The organism is Nonomuraea jabiensis, from assembly GCF_014204795.1.
Classification (GTDB): Bacteria; Actinomycetota; Actinomycetes; order Streptosporangiales; family Streptosporangiaceae; genus Nonomuraea; species Nonomuraea jabiensis.
On record NZ_JACHMB010000001.1, the window covers coordinates 1,749,768 to 1,771,596 of the forward strand.

The following is a 21,829-nucleotide window of genomic DNA, read 5'->3' on the forward strand; positions in this document are numbered from 1 at the left end:
ATTTAGATTATTCGAATTTGGCGTCAGCTGCTCCCGCCGCAACTCGAACCGCCGCCCCCGCAACTCGAACCGCAACTCGACGAACTCCCGCCGCAACCGGACGACCCGCAACCGGACGACCCGCCGCCGAAGTCCATGCCGCCGAAGCCGCCGGAGGAGTCGCTGCCGAAGGTCGAACCGTCGCCGCCGCCGTACGTCCCGCAGGCGCCGGCGCAGTCGCCTCCCGGGTCGCCCGCCGACAGCTCGTCGCACAGGCTCTGGTCCCCGGCGTCCTGCAGCCCGTACAGCGCGACGGGTATGCCGACGGCCAGGGCCAGGGAGCTCTGGTCGGACACGCCCCTCGGGTGGTGGCCGCGGGCCGAGCGCAGGACCTCGTGCCCCTCCCTGGTGAGGACGTTGCGCAGCCTGCGGCGCTGCCGGGCGAGCGCGGCGAGCCCCGAGAAGAGCGCGATCGCGGCGAAGAACAGCACCCCGAGGAACACCGGATCCTCGGCCGCCAGCCCGGCGGCGGCCAGCGCGACCACCAGCAGCGCGAACCCGGCCGCCACCCCCACGGCCGCCTTCTGCAGCTTCCTGCGCCGCCACGCGGTCCCGAACGCCTCCTCCGGCACGATCAGGCCCCGCGCCTGGAGGTCGCCGGCCAGCCCCACCAGCGCCGGATGCGTCTCCAGCTCCCGCCGCAGCTCACCCGCCCGGTAGCCACCCGGCCGGGCGGCCAGCGCGTCCAGCACGGCCTGCTCGATCGGCACCGGCGAGGGCCGCGCGCCGTGGACGGCGGTGACCTGCGACCCGCGTGACACGCGAACGGCGCCGGCCCTCGCGAGGACGGCCAGCGCCGTGTTGATGGCTCGGCGTGGCCCGCCGGACAGGTAGGCCAGCTCGTAATGGGACAGGTTGTGGCCGCCGCCGGTGGGCGCCCGCTCGCTGACGCGCCTGCGCTCGCGCTCGACGCTCTTTTCCGCCACGTTGACCAGTAAGACCACGCCCAGCGCGGCGAAAAGCAGGAAGTAATCCATGGCGGCCCCTCCTAGCGGTACGGCAGTCCGTCAAATTAGACGCAGCCGCCGTACCGCACAAGGGGGTCAGCCGAGGCGGTCCAGGAGGGCGTTGTACTCGTCCCACAGCTCCTTCGGCAGGTGCGAGCCGAACTTGTCGAAGTGGGCCGGGATCAGCGCCGCCTCCTCGCGCCACACTTCCTTGTCGACCGACAGGAGGGTATGCAGGTCCTCCTCGGTCAGGTCCAGGCCCTGGGTGTCGAGTTCGGCCGGCAGCAGACCGATCGCCGTCGGCACCGCCTTGGCCTCGCCGTTGAGCCGGTCGACGATCCACTTGAGCACGCGGCTGTTCTCGCCGAAGCCCGGCCAGATGAACTTGCCCTCGGCGTTCTTGCGGAACCAGTTGACGTAGTAGATCCGCGGCAGCTTGGCGCCCTTGCGGCGGCCGATCTCCAGCCAGTGGCCGAAGTAGTCGCCCATGTTGTAGCCGCAGAACGGCAGCATGGCGAACGGGTCGTGGCGTAGCTCGCCGACCTTGCCCTCGGCCGCGGCGGTCTTCTCGGAGGCGACGTTGGCTCCGAGGAAGACGCCGTGCTCCCAGCTCAGCGACTCCGTGACCAGAGGCACGGCGGTGGCGCGGCGACCGCCGAACAAGATCGCTGAGATGGGCACGCCCTTGGGGTCCTGCCATTCGGGTGCGATGGTCGGGCACTGGGCGGCGGGAGTGGTGAAGCGGGCGTTCGGGTGGGCGGCCGGCTCGCCGCTGCCCGGCGTCCAGGAACGGCCCTTCCAGTCGGTCAGGTGCGCCGGCGGCTCCTCGGTCAGCCCCTCCCACCACACGTCGCCGTCGTCGGTGAGGGCGACGTTGGTGAAGATGCTGTTGCCCCAGAGCGTCTTGATCGCGTTGGCGTTGGTCACCTGGCCGGTGCCGGGCGCGACGCCGAAGAAGCCGGCCTCCGGGTTGATCGCGTAGAGGCGGCCGTCGTCGCCGAAGCGCATCCAGGCGATGTCGTCGCCGATCGTCTCGACCTTCCAGCCCGGGATCGTGGGCTGGAGCATGGCGAGGTTGGTCTTGCCGCAGGCGCTCGGGAAGGCGGCCGCGACGTAGCGGGTCTCGCCGGACGGCGGCGTGAGCTTGAGGATCAGCATGTGCTCGGCCATCCAGCCCTCGTCGCGGGCCATGGCGCTGGCGATGCGCAGCGCGTAGCACTTCTTGCCGAGCAGGGCGTTGCCGCCGTAGCCGGAGCCGTACGACCAGATCTCGCGGGTCTCGGGGAAGTGGCTGATGTACTTCGTCGAGCTGCACGGCCAGGGCACGTCCTGCTGCCCGTGCTCCAGCGGCGCCCCGACGGAGTGGACCGCCTTGACGAACTCGCCCCGTTCCTCGATCCGGCGGAGGGCCCTGTCCCCCATCCTGGTCATGATCCGCATGGAGACGGCCACGTACGCGGAGTCGGTGATCTCGACGCCGAGCTGCGAGATCTCGCCGCCGAGCGGGCCCATGCAGAACGGGACGACGTACATCGTGCGGCCGCGCATGCAGCCCTTGAAGAGCTGCCGGAACGTCCGGCGCATCTCGTCGGGCGCGATCCAGTTGTTGGTCGGGCCCGCGTCCTCCTCGCGCTCGGAGCAGATGAAGGTACGGTCCTCGACCCTGGCCACGTCGCTGGGGTCGGACTTGGCGTAGAAGCTGTTGGGCCGGGCGGCGAGCCGCGTGAACGTGCCCTGATCCACGAGCAGGTTGGTCAGGCGCGTCCACTCCTCTTCGGACCCGTCGCACCACTCGATCCGGTCCGGCTGGGTCAGGGCGGCGATCTCGTTCACCCACGCGGCCAATTCGCTATTGCTGGTCGGTGCGGGCACTTCCACGGAAACGGACACGACTGCGACTCCTCCACTGTCTCAGGGCCCAGTCATCATTAACGACGAAGCGGCATGAAAGCCAATTGGCATAGACCTGTTGGCTTGACCGTCGCCGCAGGCAGCGGCCCTGACGATTGGGGGAGCCTACCCAGCCCGAGCAGATTTAAAAGAGAATTAACATGCAGTGGTCCAGTCCAATTCCGCTGGTCTAAACCAATTTCGCCAGTGGTTTAGTCCATTTCCGCGCCCGTTTCCGCTGCGTGGTCTCAGGAATTGACGTCGGGTCCCGCGGAGCGAACGCGGTCGACGTGCTGGAGCGCGTCCCGCAGGTCGGCGAGCCAGGTGTCGGTGTGCTTGCCGACCAGACGTACGCACCAGGCGAGCGCGTCGCTGCGGCTCCTGGCCACTCCGGCGGCCACGAGCGTGTCCAGCACCTGCCGCTCCGTCTGGCGCAGGCGGGTCATCACGGGCACGGAGAGTGTGGTGAACATCACAGTCTCGCCACCGCAGACCACGCCCCAGGACACCTTCTGCCGGAACTTGCGCTCGGCCTCCCGGGCGATCTCGATCCGCCGCTCGCGCGTCTCCTCCCTGAACCTCCTGGCCAGCCCCTCGACCAGAGCGGCCCGCTCCGCCTCGGGCACGTCGTCCGGGGGGTCGGGGAGGGTGCCGAGCACGGCGATCTCCTCGCGGTCCCTGACGATCTCGGGCGCGCCGGTGAACCAGCCTTCGGGTAGGCGTCCGCTGAACCAGCCGTGAATCTGGGCGGTGTCGTCGTCTGTTGTCATGTAATCACCATTACATAGTTGCACCTGAAATGCACGCCTCTTGGCGCCACGTTTACGCACCCCACGGCCCTCTTGCGCCTCCTGGCCCCCGTCGGCCGCATCCGCCTCACGGGGCTGCGCCGGGCGGACACTCGCAGGGTCCAGCGGAGTCGGCGAGGCTGAGCGGGCGTGGATGAGCGGGCGGCGGCGCTGAGCAAGCGCATGGGCTCAGCGGGGCCAGCGGGGTCGGCGGGACGCGGCTGGCGGGGCGAGCGAGCGAACCGGGCGAGCGGGCCGGGCTGGCGCGGCGAGCGGGCCGGGCGAGCGGCTAGCGGGGCGAGCGGGGGGTTAGCGGACCTTGGCGGCGGCGACTGGGCTTACGCGGACGACGCCTGCCAGGTTGCGGGTGTGTACGGGTGAGATCTTGACGACGTCGCCGGTGCGCGGCGCCTGGATCATCTTCCCGTTGCCCCAATAAATCGCTACGTGGGAGATGTAGTCGGGATTGGTCGGGTCAAGGCGCCAGAAGATCAGATCCCCCGGCTGCGCCTGCGACAGCGGAACCTGCGGCCCCGTCACCCACTGCTGATGCGTCACCCGGGGCATCCGTACCCCCGCCTGGGCGAAGGCCCACTGGACCAGACCGGAGCAGTCGAAGGTGTCGGGCCCCTCGGCGCCCCACACGTACGGCCGGCCGAGCTTGGAGGCGGCGGCCTTCAGCGCCACGGTGATCTGCTCGCCCGTCATGAACGACCCGGAAGTCCAGGTACGGGTCGGGGTCTGCGGCTGCGGGAGCACCGGGTTGACCATGGCCACCTGCGTGCCCTTGGGCAGCCGCCGGAGGATGGCCTTGCGCAGAGTCTCCGAGTTGGTGTCGGGGGCGCTCACGATGAGGGCGTTGTCGTGCGGCAGCCCCAAGGTCCGCCCCACGCTCTTGGACACGACGGCGTCCACCGCGCCGAACCCGGTGGTGGCGTACGCGCCGATGCGGAGCGTCCCGGCCGGGCTTGCCACGCGCCGGTGGAGCGCGAGCCCGCCGTCGTTGCCGAGCACGAACGAGACCGCCACGTCACCCGCCGCGACGTTCTGCCAGAGCGCGTCGGACGAAGCGGTCACCTTGGGCGTGTACGAGCGGAACGTGGATGGATTGACCGCCAGCGTCTGCACCCGCTTGCCGTCGAGCATGACGGACGCCGCGTCGGCCAGCTCCAGCGCCCGCACCCCGCGCAACTTGGCCACCTTCCGTAACAGCTCGTTGGTGAACGGCTTGGGGGTCAGCACGAACAGGTTGGGCTTGTGCAGCTTCTTCAGCGGTTCCACGGGCTGGACGGTGGTGACCGGCGGCGGTTGCTGCTGCCCCTGCTGCTGTTGCGGCCGGCGCTGGGCCAGCGGCGTCTGCTTGAGCGTGGCCTGGGCGCGTACGGGGCCCACGTCCTGCCCGGACCGCGCCAGCAGCAGCACGTCGGCGGTCAGCACCGCCACCAGCGTCACCACGATGAACGGCACCAGCTTGTACGTGTTGCGCCGCCTGGGAGGGTTGACCAGGAAACTGAGGTCCTGCCGGATCCCCGAGGCACGCGAAAAATCCGCCGGGCCAACGTGGGCCCGGCGGTCGTCATGCGGGGGTGTCAGTTGCCGATGTACGGCACTGCCTCAAGGATCTCGACCGTGTTCTGACGGCCGTTGGGCATGGAGTAGGTCGCCTTCTCCCCGATCTTCTTGCCGTTGATCGCCGCCCCGAGCGGGGACTTCGGCGAGTAGACGTCGATCGGCGCTCCGCTCTCCTCGCGGGAGGCGAGCAGGAAGGTGACCTCGTCGTCGTCGCCGACGAAGCGGATGGTCACGGTCATGCCGGGGCCCACCACGCCCTCGGCCTTGGGGGCCTCTCCCACCTGGGCGTTGTCGAGAATCTGCCGGAGGTGGAAGATCCGGGCTTCCATCTTGCCCTGCTCGTCCTTGGCGGCGTGGTAGCCGCCGTTCTCACGCAGGTCGCCCTCTTCGCGGGCGGCTTCGATCTTCTTGGCGATGTCGACGCGCCCGGGGCCAGAGAGATATTCGTACTCCGCCTTCAGGCGGTCGTACGCCTCCTGCGTCAGCCATGTGACGTTCTCATCGCGAGAGTCGGCCACGGGTTCTCCTTGCTTGCCTAGGGGGCCCTGAGATCACTTGAGGTTACGTGTGGTTGAATTGCGAAAGGCTAACAAGTCAACCGCTCCAACGCTTCCCCAAATGTCTCACTATACGAGATTGCAGTACTGGATGTGGACGGAAGTGGCCTGACCACTGGTGTCGAGGCTTTCCTTGATCTGCTTACTACCCCCGCCAGCCGAGATTCTTACTTCCTTGCTGCCCACTTCCGCGTGATAGACGTCCAGCGCCCTGATCCGGCAGACGGCCACCCTATCGTCTGGCTTGTACACCTCAAAGGTGATCTCCGCGCGATTCGCGCTGACGACGTTGAACGTCACCACCTGCGACGGCGCCTCCGAACCGCCCGCCGTCATCGACCACATCACGTAGCCCCAGCCGCCCGCGATGATGGCCACCAGCACGCCGATCACGACGTGGACGACCAGCCGCCCGCCTCGTCTGGGGCGGTCGGGGAAGTCGTCGGGTGTGCCGAGAACGGGCTGGTTCTCGACATCTCTGGTCGCCATGGCGGAATCTCCCTGCACTCCCTGAGCGTTATCCGAGACAATTGTCGCCCGCGGGGGGTGTGCCCTCGCGACCGCCCAGCAGAAACTAACCTCTCTGGGCGAGTGACCGGTCCCTACTGAGGAGACATCGAGCCCGTGAGAGCACCGCTGAGGCTGATGGCCGTCCACGCCCACCCCGATGACGAGTCGAGCAAGGGCGCCGCCACGATGGCGCGTTACGTGCGCGAAGGTGTGGAAGTGCTGGTCTGTACGCTCACGGGCGGTGAGCGGGGTTCGGTGCTCAACCCGAAGATGGACCGGCCCGAGATCGTGGCGAACATCGCCGCGGTGCGCAAGGCCGAGATGGACCGGGCTCGCGAGATCCTTGGCGTGCAGCAGCGTTTCATGGGCTTCATCGACTCCGGGCTGCCGGAGAACGAGGACGAGGCGCTGCCCGAGGGCTGCTTCGCCGTGCAGAAGCTGGAGGACGCCTCGGCGCCGCTGGTGGCGGCCGTGCGGGAGTTCAGGCCGCACGTGATCATCACGTACGACGACGACGGCGGCTACCCCCACCCCGACCACATCATGACCAACAAGGTCTCGGTGGAGGCCTTCGAGGCCGCCGGCGACCCCGACCGCTACCCCGGCACGGGCGACCCGTGGCAGCCGCTGAAGCTCTACTACCAGATGGGCTTCACCAAGGAGCGGTTCGAGGCGCTGCACGAGGCGATGACCGAGCGCGGGCTCGGCTCGCCGTACGCCGACTGGATCTCCCGCTGGGAGGACCGCCCGGCCAAGTGGCCGGTCACCACGCGGGTGCCGTGCGGCGACTACTTCGAGATCCGCGACCAGGCCCTGATCGCCCACGCCACCCAGATCGACCCGGACAGCTGGTGGTTCGTCTGCCCGCGCGAGCTGCAGCAGGAGATCTGGCCGACCGAGGACTACCACCTGGCGCGTTCGCTGGTGGACACGGAGCTGCCGGAGGACGACCTGTTCGCGGGCATCCACGCCGAGGACGTCTCCCCCGCCTGCCACTGACGGGACCACGCTCCCCCAGTGGCAGACTGGAACTGTGAACGTTCTAGCAGCAGGTGATGTGAGTCCGGGCCTGCTCGGCTTCGTCGTCGTGGCCTTCCTCGGCTTTGCCCTCTACTTCCTGGTCAAGTCGATGAACAAGCAGATGTCGAAGATCCAGGTCCCCCACGAGGGCGACGTGGACGACAAGAAGGCCGAGTAGATGCCGATCGAAGTTGTCGACAACTCGACGGAGAGCCGGTTCGAGGTGCTCGTGGACGGCAAGGTCGCCGGGTTCGCCGACTACCGGCTGCTGCCCACGAAGATCGTCTTCACGCACACCGAGGTCCTGCCCGCGTACGAGGGGCAGGGGCTGGCGAGCAGGCTGGTCGCGTTCGCGCTCCAGGCGAGCGCCGACACCGGCCTGCGCGTCGTGCCGCTCTGCCCCTACGTGGCGAAGTACATCAAGCGCCACCCCGAGTTCCAGCACCTGGTCGACAGCTCATTCGGCAGCGGGTGACCACGCGCGTTCCAGCGCCTTGGGCAGGCCCCACCAGCCCAGCGGGGTGAGCACCTCGTCCTTGTCGACGATGCCGAGATAGCCCCACAGGCTCACCACCGAGCCGAAGAGGCTCTCGGTCGCGTTGAGATCGTCGGTGTCCTGCTCGTCGACGTCGATGTCCTCCGACTCGGCGATGAGGCGCGCCATCCGCTCGGGCGAGGCCAGCACCCCCGGCCCCAGCCTCACCAGCGCCGCCACCCCGGCCAGCCAGTCGGCGTGCTGGATCGCGCAGAGGTTGGCCAGCGTCGCGTCCTCCAGGGTGAGCTCCCCGTCCAGGTCGGTGAACTCCTCCAGCAGGTCCCCGCTCTCCGACAGGTCCGAGATCGGCCCCGCGATGCCCGCCGCCACCGCCAGCCACAGCTCGCCGTCGTCGTCCGGCATCGGGCCGTCCTCGAACCCGGCGCAGGCCCGCAGCACGTTGGCGGGGTAGCCGGGCAGGGCGAGCAGCGCGCGCAGGCGCGCCGCCGCCGCGTCCAGCTCCCCGGCGGGCAGCTCGGGCCGCGCGGGCAGGCCGGCGAGGATCCGCCGCAGCTCCGCCAGCGCGAACGCCTCCTCCTCGTCCCAGATCGCGAACGACTCCTCGTCCAGCTCGTCGCTCACCGCGAACCCGGGCACCCTCCCGTCGGCCAGCGGCGTGGACAGCCAGCGCTCCTGCAGCTCCTCGTACGCGCTGCGGGCCGCCCGGTCGCCCGCCGCCAGCGCGTCGGGGTCGATCTCACCGGCCTCGACCCGTTCCTCCAGGTACGCGACCAACCGGCCGAACATCTCCGCCGCCACGGGCCCGCGCTCGTCCTCCTCCGGCCAGACGAAGTAGCTGGGCGTCATGAGGATCGGCTCGGTACCGGTGGACTCGACCCAGCGCTGCACGTCGCCGACCGTGGCGACACCCGACTCGATCGAGCTGAGCGTGGCCTTGGCGGACTCCCAGAACGGGCGGGAGAGGGGGTTGCCCGCCGCCATCATCGCGCGCCGCAGGTCGGGCAGCGCCACCAGCGCCACCCCTGAGGGGACGGCCAGCAGGGCGCGTGCCACGTCTCTGCGGGTGAGGGCGCCGACGGGGCGATCGGCGTGTGCGCAGACGAAGTCCATATCCACGCCCTGTAACCTACGCCGTCCCGGCCTCCCCAGTCAGCCGCCCCCCGCTGAGGTCCTTCTGTGAGGGGGTACGCCCGCGACGCCGGAGGCGGCGGCGTGGGGGCGGACTAGGCTGATCGGGGGAGGTCCTGATGAACCGGTTGAAAGACGCCACGAGCCCCTACCTGTTGCAGCATGCGGACAACCCCGTGGACTGGCACCCGTGGGGCGAGGAGGCCTTCGCGGAGGCCAGGCGGCGCGACGTGCCGCTGCTGATCAGCGTCGGTTACTCGGCGTGTCACTGGTGTCACGTGATGGCGCACGAGAGTTTCGAGGACACCGCCACCGCGCGCCTCATGAACGAGCACTTCGTCAACATCAAGGTCGACCGCGAGGAGCGGCCGGACGTGGACGCCGTCTACATGGGCGCCACCCAGGCCATGACGCGCCAGGGCGGCTGGCCGATGACGGTGTTCGCGACCCCGGAGGGCCACCCGTTCTACTGCGGCACCTACTTCCCGCGCCCCCACTTCCAGCGCCTGCTCACCGAGGTGCACAACGTGTGGGTCGGCGACCGCCAGTCCGTGCTGCAGCAGGGCGCCAAGGTGGTGGAGGCGCTCAACACCAACACCACGCTGCCCAGCGGGGCCGTGCCCCAGGAGGAGACGCTGACGCTGGCGGCGCGGAACCTGCGCCAGGAGTTCGACGCCGTCAACGGCGGGTTCGGCAGGGCGCCGAAGTTCCCGCCGTCGATGGTGCTGGAGTTCCTGCTGCGCGCCGGCGAGCGCGAGATGAGCGGCAAGACGCTCGAGTCGATGGCCCGCGGCGGCATGTACGACCAGCTCGGCGGCGGGTTCGCCCGCTACAGCGTGGACGCGGAGTGGGTCGTGCCGCACTTCGAGAAGATGCTCTACGACAACGCGCTCCTGCTGCGCGTCTACACCCACTGGTGGAAGGCGGGCGGCGGCGAGCTGGCGCGGCGGGTGGCGCTGGAGACGGCCGACTGGCTGCTGCGGGAGCTGCGCACCGAGGAGGGCGGGTTCGCCTCCGCGCTCGACGCCGACAGCGAGGGCGTGGAGGGCAAGTTCTACGTCTGGTCGCCCGAGGAGCTGCGCGAGGTGCTCGGCGAGGACGACGGGCGCTGGGCGCAGGAGCTGTTCGAGGTGACCGGCACGTTCGAGCACGGCACGTCCGTGCTGCAGCTCCCCCGCGATCCCGGCGACCCGGCGCGCTACGCGAGCGTCCGCGAGCGGCTGCTGGCCGCCAGGGACCGGCGCGTACGCCCCGGGCGCGACGACAAGGTCGTGGCCTCGTGGAACGGCCTGGCCATCGCGGCCCTGGCGGAGACCGGCGTGGTGTTCGAGCGGCACGACCTCGTGGCGGCGGCCACGGCCGCGGCCGACCTGCTCGCGCGCACGCACGTGGTGGACGGCAGGCTGCTGCGCACGTCCAAGGACGGCAGGGCGGGCACCAACGCCGGGGTCCTCGAGGACTACGCCAACCTGGCCGAGGGCCTGATCTCCCTGTACGGCGTGACCGGCGAGGCCAGGTGGCTCCGGCTGGCGGGGTCGCTGCTGGACACGGTGCTCGACAGGTTCGCCGACGCCACGGGCGGCTTCTACGACACGGCCGACGACGCCGAACGGCTCTTCCAGCGGCCGCAGGACCCCACGGACAACGCCACCCCGTCGGGCCAGTTCGCGGCCGCGGGCGCGCTGCTCTCCTACGGCGCCCTGACCGGCTCCACGCGGCACAGGGAGGCCGCCCACGCCGCGCTCGGCACGGTGTCCGTGCTGGCCACGGGGCACGCCAGGTTCGCCGGCTGGGGCCTCGCCGTGGCGCTGGCGGCGCTGCACGGGCCCGTGGAGGTGGCCGTGATCGGCCCGGCCGACGACCCGCGTACGGCGGAGCTGCACAGGGCGGCGCTGCTGGCCGACGTGCCGGGGCTGGTGGTCGCCCGCGGCCCCGGCGACTTCCCGCAGCTGCTGGAGGGGCGCGGGCTGGTCGGCGGGACGCCTGCCGCGTACGTGTGCAAGGGCTTCACCTGCCGCCTGCCCGTGACGACGGTCGATGACCTGCGGGCCGAGCTGGCCGCGGCCCGCTAACCCGTCTGCGGGCGGCCCGTGTCGGCCTCGTTGATCGTGTCGCCCCCGGTCGTGGGCTGGTCGGGCGCCTGCTGCTGCGTGGCCGGCGGGCCGGTCTGCTCGTCGGGCTGCTGCTGGTCCTGCTGCGGCCCGTTGTCGCTGGGCTGATCCGTCACCGGCGGGTCATCCGTGGACGGGGGCGCGGTGATGTCGGGCTCGGGCGTGCTGTCGAACCAGTCGTTCGGGTCGGACGGCTGGGGGTAATCCTGGCGGGGACCGTCCTGGTTCTGGTCGGGCGAGCCGTAGTCGGGCCCCCAGCCGTAGTCGGACGGCTCGGGGAACTCCTCGACCGGCTTGCCCGCCATGGCCTCGGTCATGAACGCCCGCCAGATCTGCGCCGGCAGCTGGCCGCCAAACTGCGTGCCGTAGCCGGGGATCGTGACGGTGGCGTTGTCGTCCCTGAACATGTCGACGGCGACGGCGAGCTGCGGCGTGAACCCGTTGAACCAGACGCTCTTCGACTTGTCCGTGGTGCCCGTCTTGCCGGCCACCGGGCGGTCGTAGAGCCGGGCGGCGGTGCCGGTGCCGTACTTGACGACCTGCTGCATCGCGTACGTGGTGTCCGCGGCGGCCTGCTCGCTGACCACCCGCGTCGAGACCGGCTCGACGGTCTTCTTCTTGCCCTCGGCGTCGGTGACCGACATCACCACGTGGGCCTCCATGTGCACGCCCTTGTTGGCGAACGTGGAGAAGCCCGAGGCGTTCTGGACGGCGCTGACCGAGGAGACGCCGAGCGGGAAGGACGCGAAGCTCTGCTGCTTCTCCAGCTGCCCCTTGGGGATGCCCGCCTTCTCGGCGACGGCGGCGACCTTGTCCAGGCCGACCTTCTGGCCGAGGTCCACGAACGCGGTGTTGACCGAGTTCTGGGTGGCCTGCACCAGGTCGATCTCGCCGTAGGAGCGGTCGCTGTCGTTGGGGATCGGCTTGGGGTCGGACGCCACGCGCATCGGCGAGTTGCCGTTGACCCTGGTGGACAGGTCGAAGCCGTTGTCGAGCGCCGCCGCCAGCGTGTACGGCTTGAACGTCGAGCCGGCCATGACCTTGGCCGAGAATGCGCTGTCGTACTGGGACTGCGCGGGACTGCCGCCGTAGAACGCGACGACCTCACCGGTGGCCGGATCGACGGCCGCCAGCCCCGTGTGGACCTTCTTGGGCGTGGCGTCGGGCAGCACGTCCTTGACGGCCCGCTGGGCGGCCTGCATGAGCTTCTTGTCGAACGTCGTGACGACCTTCAGCCCGCCGCCGTTGATGTCCTCGTCGCTGTAGCCGCGCCGGTTGAGCTCGGCCGTCACCTGCTCCAGCATGTACTGGGCCTGCCCCTTGAGCTCGAACGGCTTCTTCGGCGCCGCGAGCTTGGGGAAGCGCTGGGCGGCGACCTCGGCGGGCGTCAGCATGCCGGTCTGGCCCATCGCGTCGATCACGGACTTCCAGCGCTCCTGGGCCGCCGTCAGGTCGGGGCCCTTGGGGTCGGCGAAGCGGCTGGGCTGCTGGATCACCGCCGCGAGGTAGGCGCCCTCGGCCACGCTGAGCTGGCCGACGTCCTTGCCGAAGTAAGCACGGGCGGCCGACTGGACGCCGTTGGCGCCGCGGCCGAAGTAGATCGTGTTGAGGTACTGCTCGAGCACCCAGTCCTTCGACTTGGACTGGTCGACCTTTATCGCGATGAGGATCTCTTTGAACTTCCGGGTGACGGAACGTTCCTGGCTGAGGCCGCTGTAGTAGTTGCGCACGAGCTGCTGGGTGATCGTCGAACCGCCCTGGAGCTGCTGGCCGGTGACGGTGGACCAGACGGCCCGCGCGGTGCCCTTGACCGAGACGCCGCCGTCGTCGTAGAAGGAGCGGTTCTCGGCCGCGATGACCGCGTCCTGCACGTGCTTGGGCACCTTGGCCAGCTCGACGATCTTTCGGTCGATGCCCCGGCGGGCGAGCACGGTCTTGCCGTCGCGGTAATAGATCACCGAGCCCTGCGCGGTGGCCTGCTTCTGCGTGGAATCGGGAATTGGCGTCAGCGCCCATGCGACGGCGAAAAGCCCGACGAGTACGAGGATTCCCGCACCAAATGAAATCAGAAGAAGTCGGAGTACTCGTCGTTTTCGCATCCCGTTACCACCGCCGCTCCGCACCCTCGACCCCCCTCGTCAACCCCCGACACGCTGGGCGAATGTCAAGGCTAGACGATCGACAACGGTGCCTCGTCCCCTAGCGATAGTACGGCTACCGGTCACCGCGGCGCGGAACATCGGCGACCAACGGCAGCACTCGATAAGGAACCGGGGTGTCCAGGGCGATGATCGAATTAGTCCGGAGCACACCCTGTACATCGACGATTCGGTCGATAACCCGTTGCAAATCGGCATTCGTCCGCGCCACCACGCGGCAGAGCAGATCGCTGTCGCCGGTGATCGTGTACACCTCCAGCACCTCCGGGATGGCGGCCAGCCGGTCGGCCACCGGGTCGTGCCCGGCGACCTGCCTTATCTCCATGCTGACAAACGCGGTGACGTCATAGCCGAGCGCCTCCGGCGAAACGTCCGGCCCGAACCCGGTGATCACGCCCCTGGCGACCAGCCGGTCCAGCCGGGCCTGAACGGTGCCGCGGGCCACGCCGAGCCGGCGGGAGCACTCGAGCACCCCGAGGCGGGGCTCCTCCGTCATGAGGGTGATCAACCTCGCGTCCAGCTCATCGATCGTCATACTGTACAGATTTACCGGATATCTCCGAGCGCTGCTAGGCAGATTGTCCACTGATTGAAGTAACTCTTGCGCAGCCAGCCCAGGGATATCGAGAGTTGCCGGTATGAATGATGTCTTTCCGGTCAACGGCATGGACGCCGTCGTGTTCGCCGTGGGCAACGCCAAGCAGGCCGCCCACTACTACTCGACCGCGTTCGGCATGAGGTTGGTGGCCTACCGCGGGCCCGAGAACGGCAGCCGGGACGAGGTCGCGTACGTGCTGGTCTCGGGCGGCGCCACGTTCGAGTTCCGGGGCGCGGTCCGGCCGGGCACGGACCTGGCCAGGCACGTGGCCGAGCACGGCGACGGGGTGATCGACCTGGCGATCCAGGTGCCCGACGTGGAGGCGGCGTACGCGTACGCGGTCGCCCACGGGGCCAGAGGGCTGGCGGAGCCGTACACGATGGAGGACGAGCACGGCAAGGTGCAGGTCGCGGCCATCGCCACCTACGGCGAGACGCGCCACACGCTGGTCGACAGGTCCAACTACAGCGGCCCCCACCTGCCCGGTTACGTGGCCGCCGAGCCGCTGGTGGCGCCGCCGGCGACGAAGGGCGGGCGGCTCTTCCAGGCGATCGACCACTGCGTCGGCAACGTCGAGCTCGGCAAGATGGACGAGTGGGTGGAGTTCTACCGGAAGGTGATGGGCTTCACGAACATGGCGGAGTTCGTCGGTGACGACATCGCCACCGAGTACTCGGCGCTCATGTCCAAGGTCGTCGCCGACGGCACGCGCAAGGTCAAGTTCCCGCTGAACGAGCCGGCCGTCAGCCGCAGGAAGTCGCAGATCGACGAGTTCCTGGAGTTCTACGGCGGCCCCGGGGTGCAGCACATCGCCCTGGCCACCAACGACATCCTGACCACGGTCGACCACATGCGGGCGGCCGGCGTGCAGTTCCTGGACACGCCCGACTCGTACTACGACGACCCCGAGCTGCGGGAGCGCATCGGCAAGGTGCGCGCGCCGATCGAGGAGCTGAAGCGGCGCAAGATCCTCGTGGACCGCGACGAGGACGGCTACCTGCTGCAGATCTTCACCAAGCCGGTGCAGGACAGGCCCACGGTCTTCTTCGAGCTCATCGAGCGGCACGGCTCGCTGGGATTCGGCAAGGGCAACTTCAAGGCCCTGTTCGAGGCGATCGAGCGAGAGCAGGAACGAAGGGGCAATCTATAGTTTGTCCCGACTTAGTGGTGGTCATCAGGACATCATGGGAACACCACCGGGACTGGCGGGACGCTGGCGACGGTTGTTCGCCGGCGTCCTCGACTGGCTCATCGTCAACGTCATCTCCGCCCCCTTCAGCTGGTCGAGCTGGGAGTACGTCTGGGACCGGAGCAGGGGCGCCTGGGACCGCTACCCGGTGGAGCACACCTTCCTGGCCGGTCTCGTGGCCTTCCTGTACTTCTGGCTCCTGCACGCCTTCTGGAACGGACAGACCCTCGGCAAGAGGCTGTTCGGCATGCGGGTCGTGCAGGACAACGGCGCGCCGATCACCGTGGCGCAGGCCGCGGTGAGACAGCTCGTCGAGACGGCGCTCGCCTGGGTCTGCTGCGTAGGCTCGCTGGTGGACCTCGGCTGGATCCTCTTCGACTCACGCAAACAGGCGGTACACGACAAGGCCGCCAGGACGGTCGTGGTGAATGCCTGACTCAGCGTAAGATTTTGGTCACGATCCGAAGGGGGCGTGTTGCCGATGCGTTTCGACAGACGCGGGGTGGCCCTGCTGGCGACGCTGAGCGTGCTGGCCTGTGGGCCCACCGATGGCAGGCCGGCCCACGCGGACGATCCGCCCGCGGTCGCCGGATACCGACCGGGGGCCGCCGGCATCGGCGACCCCGACTTCCCCGAGGACGGCAACGGCGGCTACGACGTGTCCCACTACGACCTGGCCGTCGACTACACCCCGAAGACCAAGCAGCTCGAAGGGCGGACCACCATCCAGGCCGCCGCCACCCAGAACCTGTCGAGCTTCAACCTCGACCTGGCCGGCTACGACGTGCGCCAGGTCACCGTCGACAACGCGGCCGCGAGGTTCAGGCGGGCGGGCGACGAGCTCACCGTGACCCCCTCCCGCCCGCTCGCCAACCGGTCCCGCTTCACCGTCAAGGTCGTCTACGGCGGGCGCCCCAGGGCCGCCCAGGACGCCGCCAACCTGGGCACGTACGGGTTCATCCCGACCGCGGACGGCGCGTTCGTGGCCTCGGAGCCCAACGGCTCCAAGACCTGGTTCCCCAACAACGACCACCCGGCCGACAAGGCCACCTTCAACTTCACGATCACCGTGCCCGCCGGGCTGACCGCCGTGTCCAACGGGGAGCTCCAGGGGCGGCCCACGACCACCGGCGGCAAGACCACCTACCGGTGGCGCGAGCTCCACCCGATGGCGACCTACCTGGCGACCGCCACGATGGGCAAGTTCGACCTGCGCCAGGGCCGCACGCCCGGCGGCATCCCGGAGTTCGCCGCCGTCGATCCCAGGTTCAAGAGCTCGCTCGGCAAGCTCTACCAGCTCTCCGGCGAGGTCACCGACTACTGGTCGAAGGTCTTCGGCCCCTACCCGTTCTCCTCGACCGGCGGCGTCATCGACGACTACATGGCCGGCTACGCGCTGGAAAACCAGACCAAACCCCTCTACGGGGGCTTCGAGCCCGACGCGACCATCATCGCGCACGAGCTGGCCCACCAGTGGTTCGGCGACAGCCTGACCATCAGGCGCTGGAAGGACCTCTGGCTCAACGAGGGCTTCGCCACGTACGCGGAGTGGCTGTGGCAGGAGCACAAGGGCACGAAGACCGCCGAGGCCATCTTCAAGGGCCTGCACGCCCGCCCGGCCGACGACCCGATGTGGGCCTACCCGCCAGGGCGGGCCAAGCCCTCCGACCTGTTCAACTCGTCGGTCTACACGCGCGGCGCCATGACGCTGCAGGCCCTGCGCGACGCGATCGGCGACGACACCTTCTTCAGGCTGCTCAGGACGTGGACCGCCGAGCACCGCTACGGTCACGTCACCACGGAGGAGTTCATCGACCTCGCCGAACGGCTGTCGGGCAAGGACCTCCGCCCGCTCTTCGACGCCTGGCTCTTCCAACCACGCCGTCCCGCCTGACCTGCGGGGAAACGCTTCTCGTCGCTCGGTCCAAGTACGGATGTAAGGCGAACGACGAAGGGAGCGAGGCCAGTGCGCCTCAACGAAGACCCCGCGGCCTTTGAGGCCTTCTATCGCCGCCACGTCGATGCCGTCATGCGTTTCGTGGTCCGGCGGGTGAGCGACCCTCACCTCGCCGCCGACCTGACGGCGGACATCTTCCTGGCGGTCCTTGACTCGGCGCACACCTACGTGCCCGGCCGGGGCACCGAGATCGCCTGGCTGTACGGCGTCGCGCGCAACGTCGTGTCGGCCCGGCACCGGCAGGCCGCCCGGGAGGCCCGGGCGACCGGCCGCGTCGCCGGCCGCCGGCTGATGGACGACGACGACCTCGTGCGGATGGAGGAGCGGATCGACGCCGAGCGGCGGCTGCGCGGCTCCCTGGAGGCCATGCGCGGCCTGCCGGAGGGTGAGCGCGCGGTGCTGGAGCTCGTCGCGATCGACCAGCTCACCGTCGCCGAGGTCGCCGCGGTCCTGGGGATCAGGCAGGTGACCGTACGAGTCAGATTACATCGGGCGAGAAAGGCCCTTGAAGACGTCGCTTCGCTGACGGCACCCGTGTACGTGGAGGGACAGGCATGAGCAATTTCGAGGAGCGCCTTCTCAGTGCACTCAAGGAAGAGATCGCGACGAGAACGGCGGAGGACGGCGTGACGACGACGGTGACACCGGCCGGGCGGGACCGCTCCCGGCGGCGCTACGTGGGGCTGTCCGCCGCGCTGGCGGGGGTCGCGGCGGCCGCCACCGCGACGGCGGTGGTGCTGTCCGGGCTGGGCGGCAGCCCGGCGTACGCGGTGACCGAGGGGGACGACGGGGTGATCACCGTGCGGATCAACAGGTTCAACGACCCCGAGGGGCTGCAGGCCGACCTGGCCGAGGCGGGGATCACGGCGATCGTCGACTACCTGCCCGAGGGGCAGACCTGCAAGGAGCCGCGTGGCGCGAACGGGAACGGGAACGATCCGTGGGGATTCTCTTTGAACTTCGAGCGGTCGAGCAACGTGACCTCGTTCTTCTTCGAGAAGGGAAGGGTGCCGAAGGGTTCGACGCTGGTGATGGCCGTCTCGAAGAGCAAGGCCGGTGACGACCAGCCGCCGTTCGGGATGTCGCTCACCGTGGTGAAGGGGCCGGTCGCGCCCTGCGAGCCGATCGCGATGCCCGCCCCCGGCACCCAGGACGGCGGGGGCGGCTTCCACACCAGCACCGGGGACGAGGGCCAGGGTCCCAGCAACGACTCGGCGACCGAGTAACCGGGCCCCGGCCAGGCTGGGGACCTCCCGGAGGCCGCCCGGCCGCTTGAGGCCCGGCGGCCCTCCCGAGCAGACGGGGTCGCCGGGCCTTCAGGCGCGTGTCACGGGCCCGGGCTGGAGAACACCAGGACGGACGCCGTGAACCCGTGCACGTGGTTGTGGCCGGCCACCGGCCCGACCTCGCCGGCGGCGAAGAAGCCTGCCATGCCGATGGGCCCCAGCGTGTCACGCAGGGCGACCGGGTCGTGGTCGGCCGTGCCGAACATGGCCGAGCCCCGCCCGTTGCACGAGAACAGCAGCGCCCCGTCCACCTTGCCGAGCTGCTCCCGGTGGGCGTCCAGCAGGTCGTACAGGTCCTCGTCGGCGGTGGCCGCGTCGCGTACCTGGAAGCGCACGGTCCTGCCGATCTCCACGATGTCGCCGATGGCCACGGCCTCGCGTTCGGGATCGATGCCGATGACTCCCCGGATGAGGAAGTCGCCGCGTTCGTGGCGCTCGGCGTACTCGTCCATGGCCACGCCGATCTGCAGGCCGGAGGCCACCAGCTCGCGGTCGTCCTCGTCCAGCTCGCTGACGATGTCCTCCAGCCGGGCCAGCGCGGGCTGCCCGGCCAGCTCCAGCAGCAGGTTGTCCTCCGACGCGGTGACGACCATGCTGGGGCCGATCGGGCGGCAGCCCTGGCTGACGACGGTGCTGATCCTGACCGGGCCGCTGATCAGCACGCCGATCGCGCCCTCGGTGTAGACCTCGCCGTCGGCGAACAGCCGTACGGAGCCCCGTCCCTGCAACCCGTTGGCCAGCCCGCCGATCAACGGCAGGTCGCCGAGCACATCGACCGAGCGCTCGACGAAGGCGTCGGTCGGAAACGTGTACGGGTCGGCCAGCAGGATCGCCACATGGTCGTCGGCGCCCCGCTCGGGCAGCCCGACCACCACGAACCTGTCCTCGGCCGCCAGTGTCTCCAGCTGGAAGGTCGTCAGCCTGGCGCCGTCCAAGGTCGCCGCCCACGCGCTCACCGAGGGCAGCAGCTCGACCCCTTGTCCGTCGCCGATCACCCCCGTGGCGCTGCATCCGACCACGTGCGCGTCGGGCGCGAGCCTCATAGCGGCCTCACCGGCCCGCGCGACGTCCTCGGGATCATCGCCGCAGATGAAGAAACAGACCAGGTCGGCCCGGCCACTGAGCCTCGACAGGGCCTGACCGACGGCGGTCTCCGCGGCCCCCACCAGGTCGGAACCCACGGCGAGGCCGTCGGCGAAGCGGCTAGTCATAACGGCCACGAGTCTCGCCTCCCTCGACATGTCAAAGTTCCCTAGGCCCGATTCTCCCCACTAAAAGGACAAGCACGCGCACGAAACGTCACGCAATGGTCGAGATCCGAAATCTGCGCCAGATGCGAAACTCTCTGCCGCAATGCTCGCGGGGGACGTAGTCTCGATCCCGTGCATCAGCCACGTATTCTCCGCGAGTTGCGAGAGAGCGGCCACGTTCATCGCACCGTCAAAGCCGAAGTCCGGGAGAACCTGCTGGCCAAGCTGCGGGCAGGCGAGCCACGATTCCCCGGCATCGTGGGCTTCGACGACTCCGTCCTGCCGCACCTGGAGCGGGCCCTGCTCGCCGGGCACGACCTGGTCCTCCTCGGTGAGCGCGGCCAGGGCAAGACCCGGCTCATCCGTACCATCACGGGTTTGCTGGACGAATGGACCCCCGTCGTCGAAGGTTGCGAGATCAACGACCATCCGTACGCGCCGGCCTGCACGCGCTGCCAGGCCCTCGCGCGGGAGCTGGGGGACGAGCTGCCGGTCGCGTGGAAGCACCGCGACGAGCGCTACGGCGAGAAGCTCGCCACGCCCGACACCTCCGTGGGCGACCTGATCGGCGACGTCGACCCGATCAAGATCGCCGAGGGGCGCACCCTCGGCGACCCCGAGACCGTCCACTACGGCCTCGTCCCCCGCACCAACCGCGGTGTCTTCTCCGTCAACGAGCTGCCCGACCTGGCCGAACGCATCCAGGTGTCGCTGCTCAACGTGCTGGAGGAGCGCGACATCCAGGTACGCGGCTACAACCTGCGGCTCCCGCTCGACATCCTGCTCATCGCCAGCGCCAACCCCGAGGACTACACCAACAGGGGCCGGATCATCACCCCGCTGAAGGACCGCTTCGGTGCCGAGATCCGCACCCACTACCCGCTGACCGTCGAGGACGAGCTGACGCTCATCCGCCAGGAGTCCGTGCCGGACATCGGGGCCGACGTCCCCGAACACCTGATCGAGGTCATCGCCAGGTTCACCCGGCTGGTACGCGAGTCCACGGCGGTGGACGCCCGTTCCGGCGTGTCGGCGCGCTTCTCGATCGCGGCCGCCGAGACCGCCGCGGCCTCGGCCGTGCGCAGGGCGGCGCTGGCGGGCGAGGAGCAGGCCGTCACGCGCGTGGTCGACCTGGCCTCGGTGGTCCACAGCCTGCGGGGCAAGGTGGAGTTCGAGGTGAGCGAGGAGGGCAGGGAGACCGAGATCCTCGCCCACCTGCTGCGCCGGGCCACGGCGGAGACGTTCAGGACCCGGCTGGGCGGCATGGACCTGTCGGCGATCATCGACAAGTTCTCCGAGGGCACCCAGGTGGAGTCGGGCGAGCTGGTCCCCGCCGGCGAGCTGCTCCACCGGATGGGCCCGGTCACGGGCCTGGCGAAGGTCATGTCCAGGCTCGGCATGGGCGCGGGCGAGGAGTCGCCGGGGCACGCGGCAGCAGCCCTGGAGTTCGCGCTGGAGGGTCTTTACCTCATGCGGCGCCTGTCCAAGGAAGACCTTGACGGGGTGAGCGTCTACCGCACGTGAACATATCGGCGGTCTTCCGCGTCATAGTGGATAGCTGATCACGCCGACCGGGAGACCGCCCATGCGCCTGCTTGCCTGTGCCACCGCTCTTGCCATGGGTGTCCTCGCCGTGCCCGCCTCCGCCGAGGCCACCGCGGCCAAGGTCGTCTACGGGTACGCCTGGGCCGACGGGGCGGGGCACCTGCGGATCGTCCCCAAGTCGGCCACTTTCGTGCGCAAGGGCGAGTTCCGGAGCTACCGGCTCAAGCCGGTGGCCGGGGCCAAGGAGGTGCGGCTCGACTACACCGGCGCCTCCTTCCGCCGGGTCACGGTGGCGTGCGACCTGAAGGAGACCGAGGGCCAGGTGGCCCTCGACGCCAAGGGTCTGGGCCGGACGGCCTGCGAGCCCGGGGACCTGACCGACGGGCTGGCCCGCGGCCCCGTCCCGCTCCGCGTCGAATACCGGGGCACGGAAGCCGTCAGGATCAACGAGTTCCTGGTCACCGAGTGGCCGGGCACGCGTACCGCCCGCGGCACGCTCAAGCGCGTCAACGACACGACGGTCCTGTTCACGACCGGCGGGAAGACGGTCAAGCTCGGGTACACGCACGCCGCCGGCTTCTACCGGACCACCGCGCGCTGCCGGGACGGGTGGCTGGCGGGCAAGCCGGTCAACGCCGACAAGCACGGGCTCGGCAAGAAGTCGTGCACCTCGGTGGACCTGACCAAGGCGCTCAGGGCGGCCGAGCACCCCGTCCTGGTGAAGATCGACTACACGCCCGAGGCCGGGGGCCTCAACGAGGTGTGGGAGGTCTTCGGGGACGCGTAA

Annotated in this window: 21 protein-coding genes; 11 read left to right on the forward strand and 10 right to left on the reverse strand. The window is 69.6% G+C overall.

The features are described 5' to 3' along the window. Nucleotides 1-23: 23 nt before the first annotated feature. The 6 genes from HD596_RS07500 to HD596_RS07525 all read right to left on the reverse strand — a co-directional run bounded on the left by HD596_RS07500 (nt 24) and on the right by HD596_RS07525 (nt 6,282). On the reverse strand, nt 24-1,016 hold the full coding sequence (locus tag HD596_RS07500; RefSeq protein WP_185068575.1) for a TIGR04222 domain-containing membrane protein: 993 nt from the start codon (nt 1,014-1,016) through the stop codon (nt 24-26). Nucleotides 1,017-1,082: 66 nt separating this feature from the next. Further along, entirely contained in the window at nt 1,083-2,876 is a 1,794-nt protein-coding gene (locus HD596_RS07505; RefSeq protein ID WP_185068576.1) for a phosphoenolpyruvate carboxykinase (GTP), read from the reverse strand. A gap of 248 nt (nt 2,877-3,124) precedes the next feature. Continuing rightward, the gene (abmR, locus tag HD596_RS07510) at nt 3,125-3,646 is read right to left on the reverse strand and encodes an ATP-binding transcription factor AbmR (protein ID WP_185068577.1); all 522 of its coding nucleotides are present in this window, start codon (nt 3,644-3,646) and stop codon (nt 3,125-3,127) included. 327 nt (nt 3,647-3,973) lie between these two features. Then, nucleotides 3,974-5,131: a C40 family peptidase gene (locus HD596_RS64665; protein ID WP_313043140.1), complete on the reverse strand. Its 1,158-nt coding sequence runs from the start codon at nt 5,129-5,131 to the stop codon at nt 3,974-3,976. 122 nt (nt 5,132-5,253) lie between these two features. Beyond that, complete coding sequence (greA, locus tag HD596_RS07520) at nt 5,254-5,754, reverse strand: transcription elongation factor GreA (RefSeq protein WP_148437100.1); 501 nt, start codon at nt 5,752-5,754, stop codon at nt 5,254-5,256. A 108-nt stretch (nt 5,755-5,862) separates the two neighbouring features. Then, the gene (locus HD596_RS07525) at nt 5,863-6,282 is read right to left on the reverse strand and encodes a DUF4307 domain-containing protein (protein WP_185068578.1); all 420 of its coding nucleotides are present in this window, start codon (nt 6,280-6,282) and stop codon (nt 5,863-5,865) included. Nucleotides 6,283-6,438: 156 nt separating this feature from the next. Between HD596_RS07525 and mca the strand changes: the two genes are divergently transcribed. Genes mca through HD596_RS07540 form a run of 3 tightly spaced genes read left to right on the forward strand, consistent with a single transcriptional unit; the run spans nt 6,439 to nt 7,798 of the window. Next, nucleotides 6,439-7,302 (forward strand): mycothiol conjugate amidase Mca, encoded by an 864-nt coding sequence (gene mca, locus HD596_RS07530; RefSeq protein ID WP_221520280.1) that lies wholly within the window; start codon nt 6,439-6,441, stop codon nt 7,300-7,302. Between the two features lie 34 nt (nt 7,303-7,336). Continuing rightward, nucleotides 7,337-7,501, forward strand: a complete 165-nt coding sequence (locus HD596_RS07535) for a hypothetical protein (RefSeq protein ID WP_185068580.1) — start codon at nt 7,337-7,339, stop codon at nt 7,499-7,501. After that, nucleotides 7,502-7,798, forward strand: a complete 297-nt coding sequence (locus HD596_RS07540) for a GNAT family N-acetyltransferase (protein ID WP_185068581.1) — start codon at nt 7,502-7,504, stop codon at nt 7,796-7,798. It abuts the gene before it with no gap. On the opposite strand, the gene HD596_RS07545 is transcribed toward HD596_RS07540, so the two are convergent. Continuing rightward, on the reverse strand, nt 7,781-8,929 hold the full coding sequence (locus tag HD596_RS07545; protein ID WP_185078339.1) for a hypothetical protein: 1,149 nt from the start codon (nt 8,927-8,929) through the stop codon (nt 7,781-7,783). The two genes, HD596_RS07540 and HD596_RS07545, sit on opposite strands and share 18 nt — an antisense overlap. 137 nt (nt 8,930-9,066) lie before the next feature. On the opposite strand from HD596_RS07545, the gene HD596_RS07550 reads away from it, so the two are divergent. Next, complete coding sequence (locus HD596_RS07550) at nt 9,067-11,019, forward strand: thioredoxin domain-containing protein (RefSeq protein ID WP_246554199.1); 1,953 nt, start codon at nt 9,067-9,069, stop codon at nt 11,017-11,019. Here HD596_RS07550 and HD596_RS07555 read toward each other — a convergent pair. Then, a complete protein-coding gene (locus HD596_RS07555) occupies nt 11,016-13,016 on the reverse strand; it encodes a transglycosylase domain-containing protein (RefSeq protein WP_185068582.1) in 2,001 nt (666 codons plus the stop codon). The two genes, HD596_RS07550 and HD596_RS07555, sit on opposite strands and share 4 nt — an antisense overlap. Nucleotides 13,017-13,272: 256 nt before the next feature. Further along, nucleotides 13,273-13,752: an Lrp/AsnC family transcriptional regulator gene (locus HD596_RS07560; RefSeq protein ID WP_185068583.1), complete on the reverse strand. Its 480-nt coding sequence runs from the start codon at nt 13,750-13,752 to the stop codon at nt 13,273-13,275. Nucleotides 13,753-13,855: 103 nt separating this feature from the next. Between HD596_RS07560 and hppD the strand changes: the two genes are divergently transcribed. The 5 genes from hppD (at nt 13,856) to HD596_RS07585 (ending at nt 18,187) form a co-directional block, all read left to right on the forward strand. Next, on the forward strand, nt 13,856-14,965 hold the full coding sequence (gene hppD / locus HD596_RS07565) for a 4-hydroxyphenylpyruvate dioxygenase (RefSeq protein WP_185068584.1): 1,110 nt from the start codon (nt 13,856-13,858) through the stop codon (nt 14,963-14,965). Nucleotides 14,966-14,999: 34 nt separating this feature from the next. After that, nucleotides 15,000-15,440 (forward strand): RDD family protein, encoded by a 441-nt coding sequence (locus tag HD596_RS07570; protein ID WP_185068585.1) that lies wholly within the window; start codon nt 15,000-15,002, stop codon nt 15,438-15,440. Nucleotides 15,441-15,485: 45 nt separating this feature from the next. Beyond that, a complete protein-coding gene (locus HD596_RS07575) occupies nt 15,486-16,898 on the forward strand; it encodes a M1 family metallopeptidase (RefSeq protein WP_185068586.1) in 1,413 nt (470 codons plus the stop codon). A 72-nt stretch (nt 16,899-16,970) separates the two neighbouring features. Beyond that, entirely contained in the window at nt 16,971-17,519 is a 549-nt protein-coding gene (locus HD596_RS07580; protein WP_185068587.1) for an RNA polymerase sigma factor, read from the forward strand. Beyond that, nucleotides 17,516-18,187 carry a hypothetical protein gene (locus HD596_RS07585; RefSeq protein ID WP_185068588.1) on the forward strand — a complete coding sequence of 224 codons (672 nt, stop codon included), beginning with the start codon at nt 17,516-17,518 and terminating at the stop codon, nt 18,185-18,187. Before HD596_RS07580 ends, HD596_RS07585 begins: the two co-directional genes overlap by 4 nt. Before the next feature lie 101 nt (nt 18,188-18,288). On the opposite strand, the gene HD596_RS07590 is transcribed toward HD596_RS07585, so the two are convergent. Then, nucleotides 18,289-19,458 carry an FIST signal transduction protein gene (locus HD596_RS07590; RefSeq protein ID WP_185078341.1) on the reverse strand — a complete coding sequence of 390 codons (1,170 nt, stop codon included), beginning with the start codon at nt 19,456-19,458 and terminating at the stop codon, nt 18,289-18,291. 171 nt (nt 19,459-19,629) lie between these two features. On the opposite strand from HD596_RS07590, the gene HD596_RS07595 reads away from it, so the two are divergent. Next, complete coding sequence (locus tag HD596_RS07595; protein WP_185068589.1) at nt 19,630-21,021, forward strand: sigma 54-interacting transcriptional regulator; 1,392 nt, start codon at nt 19,630-19,632, stop codon at nt 21,019-21,021. Nucleotides 21,022-21,115: 94 nt separating this feature from the next. Further along, complete coding sequence (locus HD596_RS07600) at nt 21,116-21,829, forward strand: hypothetical protein (protein ID WP_185068590.1); 714 nt, start codon at nt 21,116-21,118, stop codon at nt 21,827-21,829.